Source organism: Microbacterium sp. UBA3486, assembly GCF_002377845.1.
GTDB lineage: Bacteria > Actinomycetota > Actinomycetes > Actinomycetales > Microbacteriaceae > Microbacterium > Microbacterium maritypicum_A.
The window spans coordinates 1-17,119 of sequence record NZ_DFQP01000070.1 but is presented as its reverse complement, the minus strand read 5'-3'; the positions used below and the strand labels follow the sequence as shown (position 1 = coordinate 17,119).

19 protein-coding genes are annotated in these 17,119 nt (G+C 68.5%); 11 read left to right on the top strand and 8 right to left on the bottom strand.

Annotated elements, in window-relative coordinates; genetic code table 11:
• Positions 1-11: 11 nt before the first annotated feature.
• Complete coding sequence (gene trmB / locus B2869_RS09750) at positions 12-737, bottom strand: tRNA (guanosine(46)-N7)-methyltransferase TrmB (protein WP_021198496.1); 726 nt, start codon at positions 735-737, stop codon at positions 12-14.
• Between the two features lie 65 nt (positions 738-802).
• Positions 803-1,642, bottom strand: a complete 840-nt coding sequence (locus B2869_RS09745; RefSeq protein ID WP_029258467.1) for a DUF3097 domain-containing protein — start codon at positions 1,640-1,642, stop codon at positions 803-805.
• Between the two features lie 122 nt (positions 1,643-1,764).
• On the opposite strand from B2869_RS09745, the gene B2869_RS09740 reads away from it, so the two are divergent.
• The 4 genes from B2869_RS09740 to B2869_RS09725 all read left to right on the top strand — a co-directional run bounded on the left by B2869_RS09740 (position 1,765) and on the right by B2869_RS09725 (position 5,929).
• A complete protein-coding gene (locus tag B2869_RS09740; RefSeq protein ID WP_292765695.1) occupies positions 1,765-3,810 on the top strand; it encodes a TPM domain-containing protein in 2,046 nt (681 codons plus the stop codon).
• Between the two features lie 58 nt (positions 3,811-3,868).
• A complete protein-coding gene (locus B2869_RS09735) occupies positions 3,869-4,612 on the top strand; it encodes a PspA/IM30 family protein (protein WP_017831053.1) in 744 nt (247 codons plus the stop codon).
• A 64-nt stretch (positions 4,613-4,676) separates the two neighbouring features.
• Entirely contained in the window at positions 4,677-5,480 is an 804-nt protein-coding gene (locus tag B2869_RS09730) for an arginase family protein (protein WP_029258469.1), read from the top strand.
• Positions 5,477-5,929 (top strand): Fe-S oxidoreductase, encoded by a 453-nt coding sequence (locus tag B2869_RS09725; RefSeq protein ID WP_292765687.1) that lies wholly within the window; start codon positions 5,477-5,479, stop codon positions 5,927-5,929. Before B2869_RS09730 ends, B2869_RS09725 begins: the two co-directional genes overlap by 4 nt.
• A 68-nt stretch (positions 5,930-5,997) precedes the next feature.
• On the opposite strand, the gene B2869_RS09720 is transcribed toward B2869_RS09725, so the two are convergent.
• The 3 genes from B2869_RS09720 to B2869_RS09710 are packed head-to-tail and all read right to left on the bottom strand — an operon-like array spanning position 5,998 to position 7,729.
• Positions 5,998-6,486 (bottom strand): SIP domain-containing protein, encoded by a 489-nt coding sequence (locus B2869_RS09720; RefSeq protein ID WP_235045208.1) that lies wholly within the window; start codon positions 6,484-6,486, stop codon positions 5,998-6,000.
• A gap of 35 nt (positions 6,487-6,521) precedes the next feature.
• Complete coding sequence (locus B2869_RS09715; protein ID WP_021198502.1) at positions 6,522-7,256, bottom strand: tyrosine-protein phosphatase; 735 nt, start codon at positions 7,254-7,256, stop codon at positions 6,522-6,524.
• The gene (locus B2869_RS09710) at positions 7,253-7,729 is read right to left on the bottom strand and encodes a carboxymuconolactone decarboxylase family protein (RefSeq protein ID WP_021198503.1); all 477 of its coding nucleotides are present in this window, start codon (positions 7,727-7,729) and stop codon (positions 7,253-7,255) included. The genes B2869_RS09715 and B2869_RS09710 overlap by 4 nt, the downstream gene beginning before the upstream one ends.
• 170 nt (positions 7,730-7,899) lie before the next feature.
• Between B2869_RS09710 and B2869_RS09705 the strand changes: the two genes are divergently transcribed.
• From B2869_RS09705 to B2869_RS09680, 6 genes are all read left to right on the top strand, one after another.
• Positions 7,900-8,826: an alpha/beta fold hydrolase gene (locus B2869_RS09705; protein ID WP_292765842.1), complete on the top strand. Its 927-nt coding sequence runs from the start codon at positions 7,900-7,902 to the stop codon at positions 8,824-8,826.
• Positions 8,827-8,918: 92 nt separating this feature from the next.
• Positions 8,919-10,439, top strand: a complete 1,521-nt coding sequence (locus B2869_RS09700; RefSeq protein ID WP_029258474.1) for an ABC transporter substrate-binding protein — start codon at positions 8,919-8,921, stop codon at positions 10,437-10,439.
• Between the two features lie 17 nt (positions 10,440-10,456).
• Positions 10,457-11,407, top strand: coding sequence for an ABC transporter permease (locus B2869_RS09695; RefSeq protein WP_136023743.1), 951 nt, complete (start codon positions 10,457-10,459; stop codon positions 11,405-11,407).
• Positions 11,404-12,273, top strand: a complete 870-nt coding sequence (locus B2869_RS09690; protein ID WP_292765662.1) for an ABC transporter permease — start codon at positions 11,404-11,406, stop codon at positions 12,271-12,273. Before B2869_RS09695 ends, B2869_RS09690 begins: the two co-directional genes overlap by 4 nt.
• Positions 12,270-13,061, top strand: coding sequence for an ATP-binding cassette domain-containing protein (locus B2869_RS09685; protein WP_029258477.1), 792 nt, complete (start codon positions 12,270-12,272; stop codon positions 13,059-13,061). The genes B2869_RS09690 and B2869_RS09685 overlap by 4 nt, the downstream gene beginning before the upstream one ends.
• On the top strand, positions 13,058-13,855 hold the full coding sequence (locus B2869_RS09680; protein WP_292765657.1) for an ABC transporter ATP-binding protein: 798 nt from the start codon (positions 13,058-13,060) through the stop codon (positions 13,853-13,855). Before B2869_RS09685 ends, B2869_RS09680 begins: the two co-directional genes overlap by 4 nt.
• Positions 13,856-13,885: 30 nt before the next feature.
• On the opposite strand, the gene B2869_RS09675 is transcribed toward B2869_RS09680, so the two are convergent.
• The 3 genes from B2869_RS09675 to B2869_RS09665 are packed head-to-tail and all read right to left on the bottom strand — an operon-like array spanning position 13,886 to position 16,006.
• On the bottom strand, positions 13,886-14,503 hold the full coding sequence (locus B2869_RS09675) for a GNAT family N-acetyltransferase (protein ID WP_021198510.1): 618 nt from the start codon (positions 14,501-14,503) through the stop codon (positions 13,886-13,888).
• A gap of 4 nt (positions 14,504-14,507) precedes the next feature.
• Positions 14,508-15,221, bottom strand: coding sequence for a uracil-DNA glycosylase (locus B2869_RS09670; protein WP_292765654.1), 714 nt, complete (start codon positions 15,219-15,221; stop codon positions 14,508-14,510).
• A 2-nt stretch (positions 15,222-15,223) separates the two neighbouring features.
• Entirely contained in the window at positions 15,224-16,006 is a 783-nt protein-coding gene (locus tag B2869_RS09665; protein ID WP_292765651.1) for an SDR family oxidoreductase, read from the bottom strand.
• A 195-nt stretch (positions 16,007-16,201) separates the two neighbouring features.
• Here B2869_RS09665 and B2869_RS09660 point away from each other — a divergent pair.
• On the top strand, positions 16,202-17,119 hold a 918-nt coding region (locus tag B2869_RS09660), incomplete at its 3' end, for an O-acetylhomoserine aminocarboxypropyltransferase/cysteine synthase family protein (RefSeq protein WP_292765648.1).

Genomic DNA, 17,119 nt, shown 5'->3' with positions numbered 1-17,119 from the left:
CCGCACGTCCGTCACGCGCGCGTCCTGCGCCGATACACGAGGTCCCGGATGTCACGCCCCTTCGCGATGCCCTTGCGCTCGAATGCGGTCATCACCCGGCCGTCGAAGCGGTCAGCCCACTCCCCGTCGAATGCACGCTCGAACAGCGGCTCGGCATCGAGCACCTCGCGCATCTGCAGCGCGTAGTCCTCCCAGTCCGTCGCGAGTCGCAGCAGTCCGCCGTCACGCAATGCTCTCGCCGCGGTGTCGCCGAAACCGGGGCGAACCAGACGTCGTTTGGTGTGCTTCTTCTTGTGCCACGGGTCGGGGAAGAAGATCCACACCTCCCGTGCCGCAGCCTCGGGGAGGAATGAGGAGAGCACCTCCGGCGCGTTCGCCTCGACCACGCGCAGGTTGCGGGCACCCTCGCGATCGGCGTCGAGCATCGTCCGCGCGAGTCCAGCGCGGAACACCTCTACGGCGAGGAAGTCGTCGTCCGGGCGCGACGACGCCGCGGCCACGATCGCATGCCCCTGCCCGGAGCCGATCTCCACGTAGAGATCGGCCGAGCGTCCGTACTCGGTCGCGGGGTCGAGACGGGCCTCGGGGTGCACGGACGTCCAGGCGACGTCTCGCGGCACGTCGAGCAGGTAGTGCGGGCCGAGCTCGGAGAACGCGCGCTCCTGGGCGTCGGACATCCGACCGCTGCGGCGCACGAACGACACCGGTTCGTCTCGGAAGGTACGGGGTTCGGGCATGAATCCAGGGTAGCCGTCGGCGTCGCGGCGTCCGGCGCCTCGGATACCTCCCGCGAGAGCCGCGCTCAGTGCGTCGGCGCCGTCACGAAGTCGATGAGTTCCTCCACACGGCCCAGCAGGGCGGGTTCCAGATCCCGATAGGTCGTCACCTTCGAGAGGATGTGCTGCCAGGCGCGCGCGGTGTCGGCCTGCGTCTCGTGCGGCCACCCGAAGGCACGGCAGATACCGACCTTCCACTCGATGCCGCGCGGGATCTCCGGCCACTTCGCGATGCCGAGGGCTCGCGGCGTGACGCACTGCCAGACGTCGACGAAGGGGTGACCGACGATGCGGAGATGGCGACCGTGCGGGCCCCGGGCGACCGCATCCGCGATCCGCGACTCCTTGGAGCCCGGGACGAGATGGTCGACGAGAACTCCGTAGCGTCGCGTCGCGCTGGGTGGTTCGGCTGCCAGCAGATCGTCGAGCAGATCCACCCCCTGCAGGAACTCGACGACCACGCCTTCGACCCGCAGATCTGCACCCCACACCTTCTCGACGAGCTCGGCATCGTGCTTGCCCTCGACCAGGATGCGGCTGGGCAGCGCGACGCGGGCGCGCTGATCGGCGACCACGAAGGACCCGGACGCCGTCCGACGTGGGCCCTGGGACTTCGCCGCGGGGACGACCAGACGGACCGGTGCGCCGTCGATCAGGAATCCTCCGCCGAGGGGGAACAGGCGTCGACGTCCGACCCGGTCCTCCAGCTCGACGTTCCCACCCTGCACGCGGGTCACGGCACCGCAGAAACCGTCGTCGGCGACCTCCACCACGAGATCCGTCTCCGCCGCGACCTGCGGCACCTGCTTCGCGCCGCGGTCGCGCCAGCCGGTGGCCAGCACATCCGAACCGTACATGTCGTCCATGCCTCCCAGCGTATGTGTCTGCGCTGAGGGCGAACGGAGAAGCACCATCGAGTGCTGTCGCGTGTCGGATCCAGTGCATAGACTCGTGGCATGGGGCTCGGCTGCCGGTCGGAGGGAACACGATGACGAAACGGTGGCTCGCGCTGGCCGCACTCACGCTCGCCGCGGTCGCCGGAGCGTTCACCGCCTCCGCGGCATCGGCCACCGATCCGCTCACCCTCGATGCCGGGTACGTCACCGATCAGGCGGGTGTGCTGAGCGCCGACGAAGAGGCCACCGTCGAAGCCCGGCTCCAGGAGCTCACCGACAACTCGAACGCCGACCTCTTCGTCGTGCTCGTCGACGACTTCACCAATCCCAGCGATAACGTGCAGTGGGCGGATACGGTCGCACAGGACAACAATCTCGGCACCGAGCAGTATCTTCTCGCGATCGCCGTCGACGGCCGGAGCTACTACATCTCCGCCGCCCCCGACGGGCCCGTGAGCTTCGGACAGCTCGACAGCATCGAGGACAAGATGGTTCCCTTCGCGTCCGGCGGCGACTGGGTCGGAGCGATCACCCTCGCCGCCGATGAGATCCAGGGAGACGGGGGCGCCGGCGCGCTCCGGATCGGCCTGATCGTCGTTGCGATCGTCGTGGTCGCGCTGCTGGTGTGGCTCGTCGTCGCTCTCGTGCGCCGCGCGCGCCGCCGCGCCGAGATCCGTGAGCGCGGCGCCATGCCCGAGACCCCCGATCCCGCCGATCCATTCTCCGCTCTGACCGACCAGCAGGTCGAGACACAGGCCGGACTCGCGCTCGTGCAGGCGGACGATGCGATCACCTCGAGCCGGGAGGAACTCGGCTTCGCCGTCGCCCAGTTCGGCGAGGGCGCGACCGAGGAGTTCACGCGCGTCGTCGATGCGGCGAAGGCCAAGATCTCCGAGGCCTTCGACCTGAAGCAGAAGCTCGACGACGAGATCGAGGACACGATCCACGACCGCAGGGCGTGGCATATTCGCATCATCCAGATCGCGGACGAGATCGACGACATCCTGGATGACAACACCGCCGCATTCGACGAGCTCCGCAAACTGGAGCAGAACGCCCCGCAGGAGCTCGAGCGGGTCCGTCGTGAGCGCGCGGCGCTCGACCCGGTCCTCGCCGCGGCCGCTCCAGCCCTCTCCGCACTCACGTCCACCTACGCTCCGGCGGCGCTCGCGATGGTCGCGGACAACCCCGCACAGGCCCGCGAGCGAGCCGACCTCGCGGATCGATCGATCGAGGCGGCGGCGCAGGCGATCGCAGCCGGCCGTTCGGGCGAGGCGGCGTTCGCGATCCGCACCGCAGAGCAGTCGGTGGCGCAGGCGGCACAGCTCGCCCAGGCTGTGACGACGCTGGGCACCGAGCTCTCGACGATCGAGGCGCAGTCCCAGGCGCTCGTCACCGAGCTGCAGGGAGACCTCGCGGCGGCGCAGCAGCTGCCCGATCCTTCGGGAGCGATCGCCGGCGCGGCCTCCGCGACCGCACAGCAGCTCCAAGTGGCACAGACCGACCTCGCCGGCTCCACGCGTAATCCGCAGCGCGTTCTCGAGGCGCTCACCGCCGCCAACGAGCAGATCGATGCCGCGATCGCTCAGGGCAGGGAGGGCGTCGAACGCGCGCGTCGTGTGCAGCAGATGCTCGATCAGACCCTCACTCAGGCGAACTCCGAGATCCGCGCGGCTCGTGACTTCATCGAGACGCGCCGAGGAACCGTGGGCTCCACCGCCCGCACCCGCCTCGCGAACGCGGAGGCGAGCCTGACGCAGGCGCTCAACCTGCGGGCGACCGACCCCGACGCCGCACTGGCGGAGGCCAATCGTGCGCTCGCCCTGGCAGGCCAGGCGACCTCGGCTGCGCAATCCGATGTGCAGGCGTACACCCCTCCCGGTTACGACCAGGGCGGCTTCGGAGGCCCGTTCGGCGGATCCGGGTCATCGTCCGGCGGCTCGGGGATCGGCGGGGACATCCTCGGCGGCATCATCGGCGGACTGCTCGCCGGTGGCGGTGGCGGATCCTCGCGCCGCGGCGGCAGCAGCGGCTGGCGCTCTTCCGGAGGCGGAGGCTTCCGCAGCTCCGGGTTCGGCGGAGGCGGCGGATCCCGCAGCAGCGGCCGCAGCGGCCGCTCGGGAGGTAGACGCTTCTGATCCCCTACACAGACACTTACGACAAGCTCTCGAAGACGCCCTCTGAAAGGAACCACGCATGACCAAGCAGTCCATCTTCGGACGTATCTCGACCCTCGTCCGCGCGAACATCAACTCCCTGCTGGACTCTGCGGAGGACCCGCAGAAGATGATCGACCAGCTCGTTCGCGACTACACGAACAGCATCGCCGACGCCGAGTCCGCGATCGCGGAGACGATCGGCAACCTGCGCCTGCTCGAGCGCGACCACGAGGAAGACGTCCAGGCGTCGACCGAATGGGGCAACAAGGCCCTCGCCGCCAGCCGCAAGGCCGATGAGATGCGCGCGAGCGGCAACACCGCCGACGCGGACAAGTTCGACAACCTCGCCAAGATCGCCCTGCAGCGCCAGATCAGCGCCGAGCGCGAGGCCACCGGTGCTGAGCCCCAGATCGCGGCGCAGACCGAGATCGTCGACAAGCTCAAGAGCGGCTTGAACGGCATGAAGGACAAGCTGGTCGAGCTCAAGAACAAGCGCAGCGAACTCCTCGCGCGCGCCAAGGTCGCCGAGGCGCAGACCAAGGTGCAGGACGCTGTCGGCTCGATCAACGTGCTCGACCCCACCAGCGAGCTGGGGCGGTTCGAGGACAAGGTCCGCCGCCAGGAGGCCATCGCGCAGGGCAAGATCGAGCTCGCAGCGTCGAGCCTCGATGCCCAGTTCGAGAGCCTGGAAGACCTCGGCGAACTGACCGAGGTCGAGGCACGTCTCGCCGAGCTCAAGGCCGGCGGCAGCGCTCCCCGCCAGGCCATCGAAGGCAACTGACACCACCGGCGGATGCCCCGGGCAGCGTGCCCGGGCATCCGCCCTCTCTTCTTCGGAGGCACCCATGGTGCGATTCCTCGTCATCCCGCAGTGGCAGGGCTCGCCCGCACCGCGCGCGATGCTCCTCACCGACGGTGCCGCAGCGATCGCGGGTGATCTGCCGAGGACGGCGACGACCGTGCTCGATGTGCCGGTCGAGGCCGGTGAGTCGTTGGGAACCGGGGTCCGCCGCCTGAGCGCCCTGCTACGCACCCGTGAGATGGTGCACGGGCACGTCGACGCCGACACCGTGGTGATCGGCGGGGACTGCAGCGTCACCGTCGCCGCCCTCGACGCCCTTCCCGGTGGCACCGAGGGTCTCGCGGTGGTGTGGTGCGATGCGCACGCCGACATGCACACCCCGGAGAGCTCGCCGTCGGGTGCCTTCTCCGGCATGGCACTGCGGGCGCTGCTCGGCGAAGGCGAGGAGCAGCTCGTGCTGTCCCCCGCGATCCCGGTGAGCCGTGTGGTGACCGTCGGCATGCGCAACCTCGATGACGCGGAGGTCGAACAGATCACCCCGCTGACCAACCTCTCTGTCGACGACCTCGAAGACCCCGCGGCGCTGCTCGATGCCGTCCGCGCGACCGGGGCGTCACGCGTGTGGGTGCACATCGATGTCGACGTGCTCGATCCCTCGGACTTCTCCGGTGTGTCGTCCTCGGTGCCGTTCGGGCTCTCACCCGCGGCGCTGAGCACCGCCATCCGCGCGCTGCGCAGCGAAGTGCCGCTGGCAGGCGCGACGATCGCCGGGTTCGCTCCCCGGTCTCCGGCCGACGCGGTCGACGACCTCGGTGCGCTGCTGCGGCTGGTCGGAGCGGTGGCGTGACCGCCGCCACGGACTGGCGGCCGGCCGCAGAACAGGCTCTCGCTCGCGGAAGACGCCTCGACCGACGGATTCCCTCTTTCCTGCTGCGCTCTCCGATCAGCCGCCTCGGCTACGCCTGGGGCACGGCCATCGGGTGGATCTGGGGCTCGCTGTGGAGCACCGGCCCCGTCGAGCGGCGCGAAGGCTTGTGGATCTTCCAGGGCATGCCCTCATGGACCTTCAATCGCGGCGGGGTGTGCGTCGGCGGCTGCTTCCTGACGGGAGGCACCCGCCCCAGCGAGGCGGTTCTCCGCCACGAGGCCGTGCACAGGAAGCAGTGGCTCCGCTACGGCTTCCTGATGCCGGTGCTGTACCTCTTTGCGGGGAGGAACCCCCTACGCAATCGCTTCGAGATCGAGGCGGGACTCGAAGACGGCAACTACGTGCGCCGCACGCGGTTGACGGGCTGACGGCCTTCGCATGGGCGTGGGCCACTGGACGGCACGTCAACATGCCGTGAGCCGCCTGCGCGTGTGGATCAGCGGTCGGCGGGCAGCAGGCCGAAGCGCTCGGGAGCGTGGATGAGCGCCGGGGAGATCTCCAGCGCACTCGTCAGGTGGTCGATGATGTCGGCCGTGCCGAGGTAGCTGCCGAGCAGAGTGACGTGGGTCTCGATCTCGTCGTCGCACATCATCTCGTCGGCCCACGCGCAGGTCGCCCTTGCCAGAGCCTGACCGGGTGCGCACGCCCGACCGCTTCCGGGAGCACCGGACCGCTGCTCACGAGCGAGCCACGTGACCGTCATTCGACCAGGAGCATCGATCACGCCGATGTCGGCGACCTCGGGCACCTCGATGAAGATACGACCCGACGCGCACAACGGCAACGTGGTCAGGAACACCTCGAGCTCAGTGAGCGAGTGCTCGTCTGCCGTCACCAGGTGATGGGAACGCTGACGTGCCGCGCGACGTTCGGCGCGCGTGCCGCGAGTCTCGAGCGAGGTGTCCATGGTGTCTTCATCGTACACCAAGTGAAGGCTTGCCTAACCTTGCATCAGCTCGGTCATCGCCGGGAGCTTTCGGTGGAGGAAGCCGGTTCGACGAGCGCCGCCACCAAGGCGGCCAGTTCGGCCTCGGTCATCCCCTGCGCGCGCAGGTATGCGGCAGCAGACCCCCACCGTTCGTCGACCTGCTGCAGCAGACGACGCATCACGGGCGCCGGAGACTGGGTCGCGAGCGCCACCGCGTGCACGGCCTCCGGGTGCTGGGTCCGCAGGTACTCGGCGATCCACCGCGTGCGCTGAGCAGGAAGCTGCGACTCGGTGAGCGCATAGTCAGCGATCACGGCCTCGCGATCGGCTCCGACGGCGGCGAGAGCGAGGGCGACGGTGACGCCGGTCCGATCTTTGCCGACGGTGCAGTGCACCAGCGTGCACTCTCCCGCGGCGATGATGCGGATGGCGTCGACGAGTCGTTCGCCGCTCTCCTCGAGCAGATGCAGATACAGGTCTTCGAGACTCGTATCGGCCTCGAAGAAGGATCGCACCGAACCCAGGAACAAGGGAAGGTGCGTGGTGTCCGGCCCCTCGATCTCCGTGGGTTCCGCAGCGACCTCTTCGCCGTCGCGCAGATCGACGATGTGCCGAACCTGTGCCCGCAGCGCGGCGGCGCCGGATGCGGTCGCACCCGAGAGCTGTCCCGATCGCAGCAGCACCCCGGAACGGATACGACCACCGTTCGCCGGCATACCCCCGACATCCCGGATGTTCGAGACACCCTCGACCTCGAGGATCGTCATGCCTGCCCCTTCGGATCGCGAGCAGGAACGGGGTAGCGTCCCGCGATCACGATGCGGTTGAAGGCGTTGATCGACACGCAGGCCCAGCTGAGCGCCGCGTACTCCTTCTCGGTGAACACGCTTCCCACCTGGTCGTAGACCTCGTCGGAGATCCCGTCCTCGGCGATGAACGTGAACGCTTCGGCGAGCTCGAGGGCGGCGCGTTCCCGCTCGCTGAACACACCGCTCTCGCGCCACGTGGGGATCTGCGTGAGAGTGTCGGTGTCGACCCCCGCCGCCACCGCTCGGTCGACATGGATCCGCGCGCAGTACGCACAGCCGTTGAGCTGCGAGCAGTGGATCATGACGAGCTCCTTGAGGCGGTCGTCGATGCCGTTGGCCGCGCAGATCTGCCCCACGGTCTTCGAGAACGCGTCAAGCGCCTGGTACGCCGTCGGCTCGGTCTTGGACAGGTGCACACGCGTCTCGCTCATGACTCCATGATATTCGGCGAGCATCGACCACGCTCCGACTGACGCGTCTGCAGGAAATGCATATTGACAACAGAAGAGCGAAACATAGAGACATAATGAGCAACCGAGCGCCGCAATTGCTTGTCGTAATGGTCCTGCATTTCCTGCGCGTCTGCGCGAGGGCGCAGAATGTGGAGGTGGCGATCGACATCAGCGAGTTCAGCTATCTTCCCGCACAAGCCGAAGCACTCGGCGTGCCGTTCCCGGCGGTGGAGCGTCTCACCCTTCCGCTGCCGGACGGACGCACCCTGAGCGCCCTTCGTTTCGGAACCGACGAGCCGCGCGTGACACTGCTGCACGGAGCGGGCCTGAACGCGCACACCTGGGACACCACGTCGCTTGCGCTGCAGCAGCCGCTGCTCGCGATCGATCTCGCCGGGCACGGCGACTCCTCCTGGCGTGACGACATCGATTACACGCCGCGAACGCTCGCCCGCGACGTGGCCGCCGCGCTCGACGCCTGGGCCACGCAGCCCCAGGTCGTGGTCGGCCAGTCGCTCGGAGGACTCACCGGTGCCGCGCTCGCAGCCGCACGACCCGATCTGGTGTCCGAGCTCATCATCGTCGACATCACGCCAGGGATCGACGTGACAGCCGGACCCGCGGCGCTGCGCGAGTTCTACGCGGGCCCGACCGACTTCGCCACGCGGGACGAACTCGTCGACAAGGCGATCGCGCTCGGCTTCGGCGGATCCCGCCCCGAGACCGAACGCGGTGTCTTCCTGAACACGCGCGTACGCGAGGACGGACGCGTGGAGTGGAAGCACCACTTCGCACACCTCGCCGCCCAGGCTCTCGCCGCTCACGACCCCGGATCGGCAACCGCCCCGTCGGTGCTGCACGAGACGGGCTGGGATGACCTGGCCGCAGTCAGCGCGCCGATCACCCTGGTGCGGGCCGCACGAGGATTCGTCAGCGAAGCCGATGCCGCCGAGCTCCAGCGACGCGTGCCTGCGGCGCAGCTGGTCGTCCTCGATGCGACCCATAACGTGCAGGAGACGGCACCGACCGCTCTCGCCGGTCTCATCGGCTCGGCAGCACCCGCCGCCGGAATATGACTCTCCGTTCCATACACGACCCGCACCCCGCCTCACATCTCTAGGCTCGATTCCACGGCACACAGCAGCTGCCGCACCGAGAGGAAACGCCCATGTTCCGACGCACCCGACGTCTCGCGCTGATATCCGCGCTCGCGGCCACCGCCGTGATCCTGAGCGCCTGCTCCGGCACCACCGAGCCCGAGCCCAGCAGCGCAGCGGGAACACCCGACCCGAGCGCCACCCTCCACGTCGGGCTCGTCCTCGAGCCGACCAATCTCGACATCCGCCACACCAGTGGTGCCGCGCTCGAGCAGATCCTGATCGACAACATCTACGAGGGTCTCGTCACCCGCACGCAGGACAATGAGATCGAGGGTCGCCTCGCCTCCGACTACACCGTCTCGTCCGACGGTCTCACGTACACGTTCACCCTGAACGACGGCGTCGTCTTCCACGACGGCACGCCGCTCACGTCCGCCGACGTCGTCTCCTCGTACGAGACCGTGCGCACGGATGCGACCGTCCAGGGCAACGCGGACTTCGCCTCCGTGACGGCGATCACCGCACCGGACCCGACCACGGTCGAGATCGTGCTGTCCGCACCGAACCAGAACTTCCTGTTCGCCCTCACGGGGCCCGCCGGTCTGGTGTTCAAGACCGGAGACACCACCGATCTGAAGACGGCCGAGAACGGTACCGGCCCCTTCACCCTGACGCGCTGGAACAAGGGCAGCACCATCACCTTCGCGCGCAACGACGCCTACTGGGGCGATCCGGCCGGCGTCGCTCAGGTCGAGTTCCAGTACATCCCCGACTTCACCGCGGGGGTGAACGCCGCGCTGGCCGGCGACGTGGACGTGCTCACGGCCGTGGATCCGAACCTCGCGCCGCAGCTCGAGGACTCGGGAGACTTCGCACTCACGACGGGGCGCACCACAGACAAGGCCACGCTCGCCTTCAACAACAAGAAGGCCCCGCTCGACGACGTCCGCGTGCGCGAAGCACTCCGGCTCGCCATCGACCACGAAGCTCTCATCGAGGCGGTCGGCGCCGGCACCGCGCTGTACGGCCCGATCCCCGAGCTCGACCCCGGCTACGAAGACCTGTCCGACGTGATCTCCTACGACCCCGAGAAGGCCAAGGATCTGCTCGCAGAGGCCGGCCAGAAGGACTTGGAGCTGACGCTCACGATCCCCTCCTTCTACGGCACGACGGTGCCGAAGGTCCTGATCTCGGACTTCAAGAAGATCGGGGTGACGCTCGAAGTCAACTCCGTCGAGTTCCCCACCTGGTTGGAGGACGTCTACACGAACCACGACTATGACCTCAGCTTCGTTCTGCACGTCGAGCCGCGGGACTTCGGTAACTTCGCCGATCCGGACTACTACTTCGGCTACGACAACGCCGAGGTGCAGGACCTGTACGCGAAGGCACTGGCCGAGGTCGACCCGGACAAGTCCGCTGACCTGCTCGCGCAGGCCGCACGCATCGTGTCGGAGGACCACGCCGCCGACTGGCTCTACAACGGCGAGACGATCACGGCGGTGAGCCCGATCGTCGCCGGCTTCCCCGAGGACTCGATCAACTCGCGCATCAACCTCGCGGGCGTCACCGTCTCCGCCGAGAAGTAGCGAGCGGTCACCCCTTCGTGATCCGCTATGCGCTCGTCCGAGGAGCCCTGCTCATCGCAGGGCTCCTCGTGTCGAGCGTGCTCATCTTCCTGACGCTCCGCGTCTTCCCCGGCGATGTCGCACAGCTCATCGCCGGCACCCAGGCCTCCCCCGCCGAGGTCGAGGCCCTGCGCGAATCCCTCGGACTGAACCGGCCTCTACTCGCCCAGTACACCGACTGGATCGGCGGCATCTTCCGCGGCGACCTCGGCACCTCTCTGCTGTCGGGCGCCTCCGTCGGCGAAGAGCTCCTCCTCAAGGCTCAGGTCACCGTTCCGCTCGGCATCATGTCGCTCCTGATAGCCGTGCTCATCGCCGTGCCCTTCGGCATCCTGGCCGCGCTCCTGCGCAACCGACGCGGCGGCACCGCGCTCAGCGTCGGCGCTCAGGCGCTGGCCGCCGTCCCCGTGGTGTGGGCCGGCATGATGCTCATCGTCGTCTTCTCGGTCTGGCTGGGCTGGCTTCCACCGCAGGGGTTCCCCCGCACCGGCTGGTCGACGCCCGGAAGGGCGATCGAATCGCTCCTCCTCCCCGCGCTGACGATCGGGATCGTGGAGGGGGCGATGCTGATGCGATTCGTACGCAGTGCGACGCTCCAAGCCGCAGGACAGGACTTCGTCCGCACCGCCGCAGCGAAGGGCCTCACCCGCACTCGAGCGCTCATCCAGCACGGCATCCCGGCCGTCGGCCTCTCGATCATCACGGTGCTCGGCCTCCAGGTCGCCGGCATCATCGTCGGATCGGTCGTGATCGAGCAGCTGTTCACCCTCCCGGGAATCGGACGCATGCTCGTCGCCGATGTCGGAACGCGCGACCTCATCAAGGTGCAGAGCGAGCTGCTCGTGCTCACCGGATTCGTGCTGGTCGTGGGCTTCCTGGTCGACCTCGTGCACCGCGCGATCGACCCTCGACAGCGGGAGGCCGCATGACCCCGCGCTGGCTGGGCCGACTGTGGGACACCTCGACGGGGCGCTTCGGTGCGATCGTCGTCGTCGTGATCGCCCTCACCGCGCTCGTCGCCCTCTTCTGGACACCCTTCGATCCGCAGGCGTCGGACATCGGCGATCGCTGGCTGCCGCCGAGCTGGCCGCATCTGCTGGGCACCGACGACACGGGTCGCGACATCCTGAGCCTGCTGATGGCGGGCGCCCGCACCACCGTCTTCGTGAGCGTGGGAGCAGGGCTCGTCGCCACCGTGGTCGGTATCGCACTCGCAGCCCTCGGAGCACTGACTGCACGCTGGCTGCGTGAGACCGTGGCGGTACTCGTCGACATCCTGATCGCGTTCCCCGTGCTGCTGATCGCCATGATGATCTCCTCGGTCTGGGGCGGATCCCTCTGGGTGGTGATCTGGGCGGTGGGAATCGGCTTCGGCGTCAACATCGCGCGCGTCACCCGCCCCGAGTTGCGCCGTGTGCAGCAGAGCGACTTCGTCCTCGCTGCGCGAGCCGCGGGGGTCACACCTGCTCAGAGCCTCGTGCGACATCTGCTGCCGAACGTCGCTCCCGTCTTCATCGTGCAGCTGTCGTGGTCGATGGCGGTCGCGGTCCTCGCCGAAGCCGGCCTCTCGTATCTGGGTTTCGGCGCCTCGGTGGTCGAACCGAGTTGGGGCCTGCTGCTCGCCGACCTCCAACGCTATATCGGGGTGCATCCGCTGTCCGTGCTCTGGCCGGGGCTCACGATCACGATCACCGTCCTCGCGCTGAACCTGCTGGGCGACGGTCTGCGCGAGGCGACCGACCCGACACTGCGGCATCGCGCCGCCGAGATCCACACCCCGGGGGTGGTCGCATGAGCCTCTCCGTGAAGGACCTCGTGGTCGAGATCGATGGACGACCCGTCGTCGACGGCATCTCCTTCGAGGTGCCCGACGGCGCGCGACTCGGACTCATCGGCGAGTCCGGGTCCGGCAAGTCCCTCACCGCGCTCGCTGTGCTGGGGCTGCTCCCGGACGGCGCGACTGCGAGCGGGAGCATCCGCTGGAACGGCACCGAGCTGGTGGGGATGCCGGATCGCGAGCTGGCCCACCTTCGCGGCGACGACATCGGCATCGTGTTTCAGGAGCCGCGCACGGCACTGAACCCGATCAGGACCGTCGGTCGGCAGATCGCGGAATCGATCCGCATCCACGAGGGACTCGGGCGCCGCGAGGCCCGGGAGAGGGCGATCGCGGAAGCGGCACGGGTGCGGCTTCCCGACCCCGCGTCGATCGTGGACCGGTACCCGCATCAGCTCTCCGGCGGTCAGCGCCAGCGTGTCGCCATCGCGATGGCACTCGCGTGTCGTCCGAGGCTGCTCATCGCCGATGAGCCGACGACCGCGCTCGACGTCACGATCCAGGCCGAGATCCTCTCCCTGCTGCTCGCGCTCGTCGCGGACGAGGGCATGTCCCTCGTGTTCATCACCCACGACCTCGCCGTACTCGCACAGGTCGCGACCGAGGGAGTCGTGCTCGAACACGGGCACGTCGTCGAAGCCGCCCCGGTCTCGACCCTTCTCTCCGCACCGTCCTCGCCCATCACCCAGGGGCTGCTGCGGGATGCGACGGCGACCCTGTGGCGTCCGGATGGGGGTGCCGCGTGAGTCTGATCGAGGCCCGAGGGCTCAGTCGCGACTTCTTCGTCCCGAAACGCTCCGCATTCGAGCGCACCCGCACGCAGACCGCCCTGGCTCCCACCGACCTCGACATCGTCGAAGGATCGTCTGTCGGCATCATCGGCGAGTCCGGATCGGGCAAGTCCACTCTGGTCAGGCTGCTGCTGGGACTGGACCGCCCGACGTCCGGCACGATCGCCGTCGGCGGCCGCCCGGTCGACGCCACCGCATCGGCGAGGTCCCTGCATTGGCTGCGCCGCGAGACAGGGCTGGTGTTCCAGGACCCGTACGCGTCGCTCGACCCCCGGATGACGGCCGGTCAGATCGTGCGAGAACCGCTCTGGGCCCTCGGCATCGAGGGGGATCACCGTGCGCGTGTGCGGGAGGTGCTCGCCCGGGTCGGGCTCGAACCCGAGATGGGTGACCGCTATCCGCATGAGTTCTCGGGCGGGCAGCGGCAGCGGATCGTCCTCGCACGCGCGATCGCGCATGGCCCGCGGATCCTGGTCGGCGACGAGCCGCTGTCGGCGTTGGACGTGACCGTTCGTGCCCAGATCCTCGAGCTGCTGATCGAACTGCGACACACGACCGACCTCACGCTGGTTCTCGTGTCGCACGACATCGGAGTGGTGCAGAACCTGTGCGACACGGTCGTCGTGATGAAGGACGGCCATATCGTCGAGCGGGGATCCACTCGCGACGTGCTCCTGCATCCGACACAGGACTACACGAAGAGGCTGCTCTCGGCCATCCCCGTCATCCCCACCGCCCCCGGGCATTGAGAGAGCGATCGCGAGACCGGACGAGCGTCCTCAGCGCCGCGAGCCGAAGAGCCCTCCCCGCCGCCGCCCTGTCGGCTTGAGCACGCGGCGCATGTACACGGTGCCGAGGTCTCGGCCGAACTTGTACCCGACGCGTCCCATCCGTCCCGCTTCGACGAAGCCGAGCTTCTCGTGCAGTCGGATCGACGCCTCCGCACCATGGTCGCTGATGACCGCGACCATCTCTCGGAGGCCGATCTGCTCGCAGGCATCGATGAGGGCCTGCAGCAACGCCGCCCCCAGGCCTTTGCCCCCCGCACCGGGACCGAGGTAGATCGAATCCTCGACGGTGTACTTGTAGGCGTTCTTGCCTGCCCACGGCTGTGCGAGGGCGTAGCCCATCACCTCGCCGCCCGGGGACACCGCGACGAGGAACGGAAGCTCGAGCCGGGCGAGTAGAGCGTACTTGTCGCGCCAGTAGGGAATGCTGCTGCGTCGCTCGTCGAGCGTCACGGCCGAATTGCTCACGAAGTGGTTGTAGATCTCGCGCACATGGGGCAGGTCGGCAGGCCGCGCGGCGCGGATCGTGTACGAGAAGATCTCGGGCGCGGGCGCAGGCCGCAGGTGGCGCGGCAGGACACGACGACGGTCCCCCGGCTCGAACTGCATGCGCTCAGCTTAGAGAGGGAGAGGCTTCGCCTTCCACCCTCCAGTCCACGGGCTCGGCACCCCGTTCCTCGAGCAGGGCGTTCGCCCGCGAGAACGGACGCGATCCGAAGAAACCGCGGCGGGCCGAAAGCGGGGATGGATGAGCAGAGGAGATGACCGGCGTCTCCCCGAGGAGGGGCCGCAGGTTGGCCGCGTCCTTGCCCCACAGGATCGCGACGAGCGGCTGATCGCGCGCGACGAGCGCACGGATCGCGAGCTCCGTGACCCTCTCCCACCCCCACCCTCTGTGAGAGGCCGCCTCACCGGGACGCACGGTGAGCACACGGTTGAGCAGGAGGACGCCCTGATCGCTCCACGCCGTCAGATCACCGTGCGGTGCGGGAGGGATGCCCAGGTCGGTCTCGCGCTCCTTGTAGATGTTCGAGAGGCTGCGCGGCAGCGGGCGCACATCGCGATCGACGGCGAACGAGAGTCCGATGGGATGTCCGGGCGTGGGGTAGGGATCCTGCCCGGTGATCAGGACGCGTACGTCGGACAGCGGCCGCTGGAACGCCCTGAGCACGTTCGCGCCCGCCGGCAGGTATCCCCGCCCTGCCTCCTGCTCGTCGCGGAGCCGCTCCCCCAGGGAGGTGATCGTGTCCTGGACGGGGGCCAGCGCCTCCGCCCATCCGGCGTCGATCAGCCCGCCCTCGGCGAGCTCTGCGAGAGTCTGGGCCATCGTCAGTCGATGGAGCGCACCCGCAGCGGACCGCGGGCGAGCAGGTGCTGCGCGGACTGCGCTACCGGCCGCATCGTGATCAGGTCGAGGTTCACGCGTCTGGGCGACTCCAGCGCATAGGCGATCACGTCGGCGACGTCGTCGGCGACGAGCGGGGCGTCGACACCCGCGTACACGGCCTCGGCCGCGACCGAGTCTCCGCCCAGGCGATTGAGCGTGAACTCCTCGGTGTGCACCATTCCCGGTGCCACCTCGACCACACGGATCGGCTCGCCGTTGAGTTCCTGACGGAGCACCTTCACCAGCATCGACTCCGCGGCCTTCGCCGCGTTGTAGCCTGCACCGCCGGCGTACGCGGTCTGCGCGGCCGTGGAGGTGACGAAGATCGCATCCGCGTGACCGTCCGCTGCCGCGGCTCGGCGCAGGAGCGGGAGCAGACCCGCGACGAGACGCTGGCTCGCCAGCACGTTCGCGTCGAACATCCACTGCCAGTCGTCGACCGATGCGTCCTCGATGCGGTCGGTGCCGCGAGCGCCGCCGGCGACCTGGACGAGAGCATGCACGGGGCCCGACCGCTCGAGTTCGCCCACGAGCGCGTCGACGGCGGAGGCATCGGTGAGGTCGCAGGCGATGGCCGAGGCTCCGGTCTCCGCGGCGAGCGCCGACAGTCGGTCCTCGCGTCGCGCCACCCCCACGACGTCCCACCCCCGGGCACGGAGCGCACGCACCGTCGCCGCGCCGATGCCCGAACTCGCACCTGTCACCACTGCTCGTCTGTTCACCATGCCTCCACCGTACGGCGTTCTCTCCGGAATGCGGACTCCCCCCTGGGGTTGTCGTCTATCGATCCGCCGCAGGATTCCGGGCCTCCGCTCTGTTACGTCACATTTCCCGTCTGTTGTTGACAGCCAGCGATATTCCGTACTGTCGCTGCAACGGCATCCGCCACACGACCTTCCGACCACTCCTGGGGGAATCACATGTCCGCACCCGAGTCCTGGCGTTTCGAGACCAAGCAGATCCACTCGGGCGCTGCCCCCGACCCGGTCACCAAGGCACGTGCCACGCCGATCTACCAGACCACCTCGTACGTGTTCGACAGTGCGGACCATGCCGCCAACCTGTTCGCCCTCGCGGAGTTCGGCAACATCTACACCCGCATCCAGAACCCGACGCAGGACGTGCTCGAGCAGCGTCTCGCCGCGCTCGAAGGCGGCACCGGTGCTCTCGTCCTCGCCAGCGGCCAGGCAGCGTCGACCTTCGCGGTCCTGAACATCGCGCAGGCCGGCGACCACTTCGTCGCGTCGAGCTCCATCTACGGCGGCACCTACAACCTCTTCAAGTACACGCTGGCGAAGCTCGGCATCGAGGTCACGTTCGTCGAGAACCAGGACGACCCCGAGGAGTGGCGTCGCGCTGTCCGCCCGAACACGAAGCTGTTCTTCGCGGAGACGATCGGCAACCCGCAGATCAACATCCTCGACATCCGCACCGTCGCCGATGTGGCCCACGAGAACGGCGTCCCGCTGATCGTCGACAACACGATCGCCACCCCGTACCTGATCCGTCCGTTCGAGTTCGGCGCCGACATCGTCGTGCACTCGGTCACGAAGTTCCTCGGCGGCCACGGCACCACGATCGGCGGCGTCATCATCGACGGCGGAAAGTTCGAGTGGTCGAAGAACGTCGACAAGTTCCCCGGCCTCACGGTGCCGGACCCCTCGTACCACGGCGCCAGCTACACCGCCGCCGTCGGCGACCCGCTCGCCTACATCATCAAGGCCCGCGTGCAGCTGCTGCGCGACCTCGGATCCGCTATCGCCCCGCAGAGCGCCTGGAACCTCATCCAGGGCGTCGAGACCCTGTCCCTGCGCATCGAGCGCCACGTGCAGAACGCC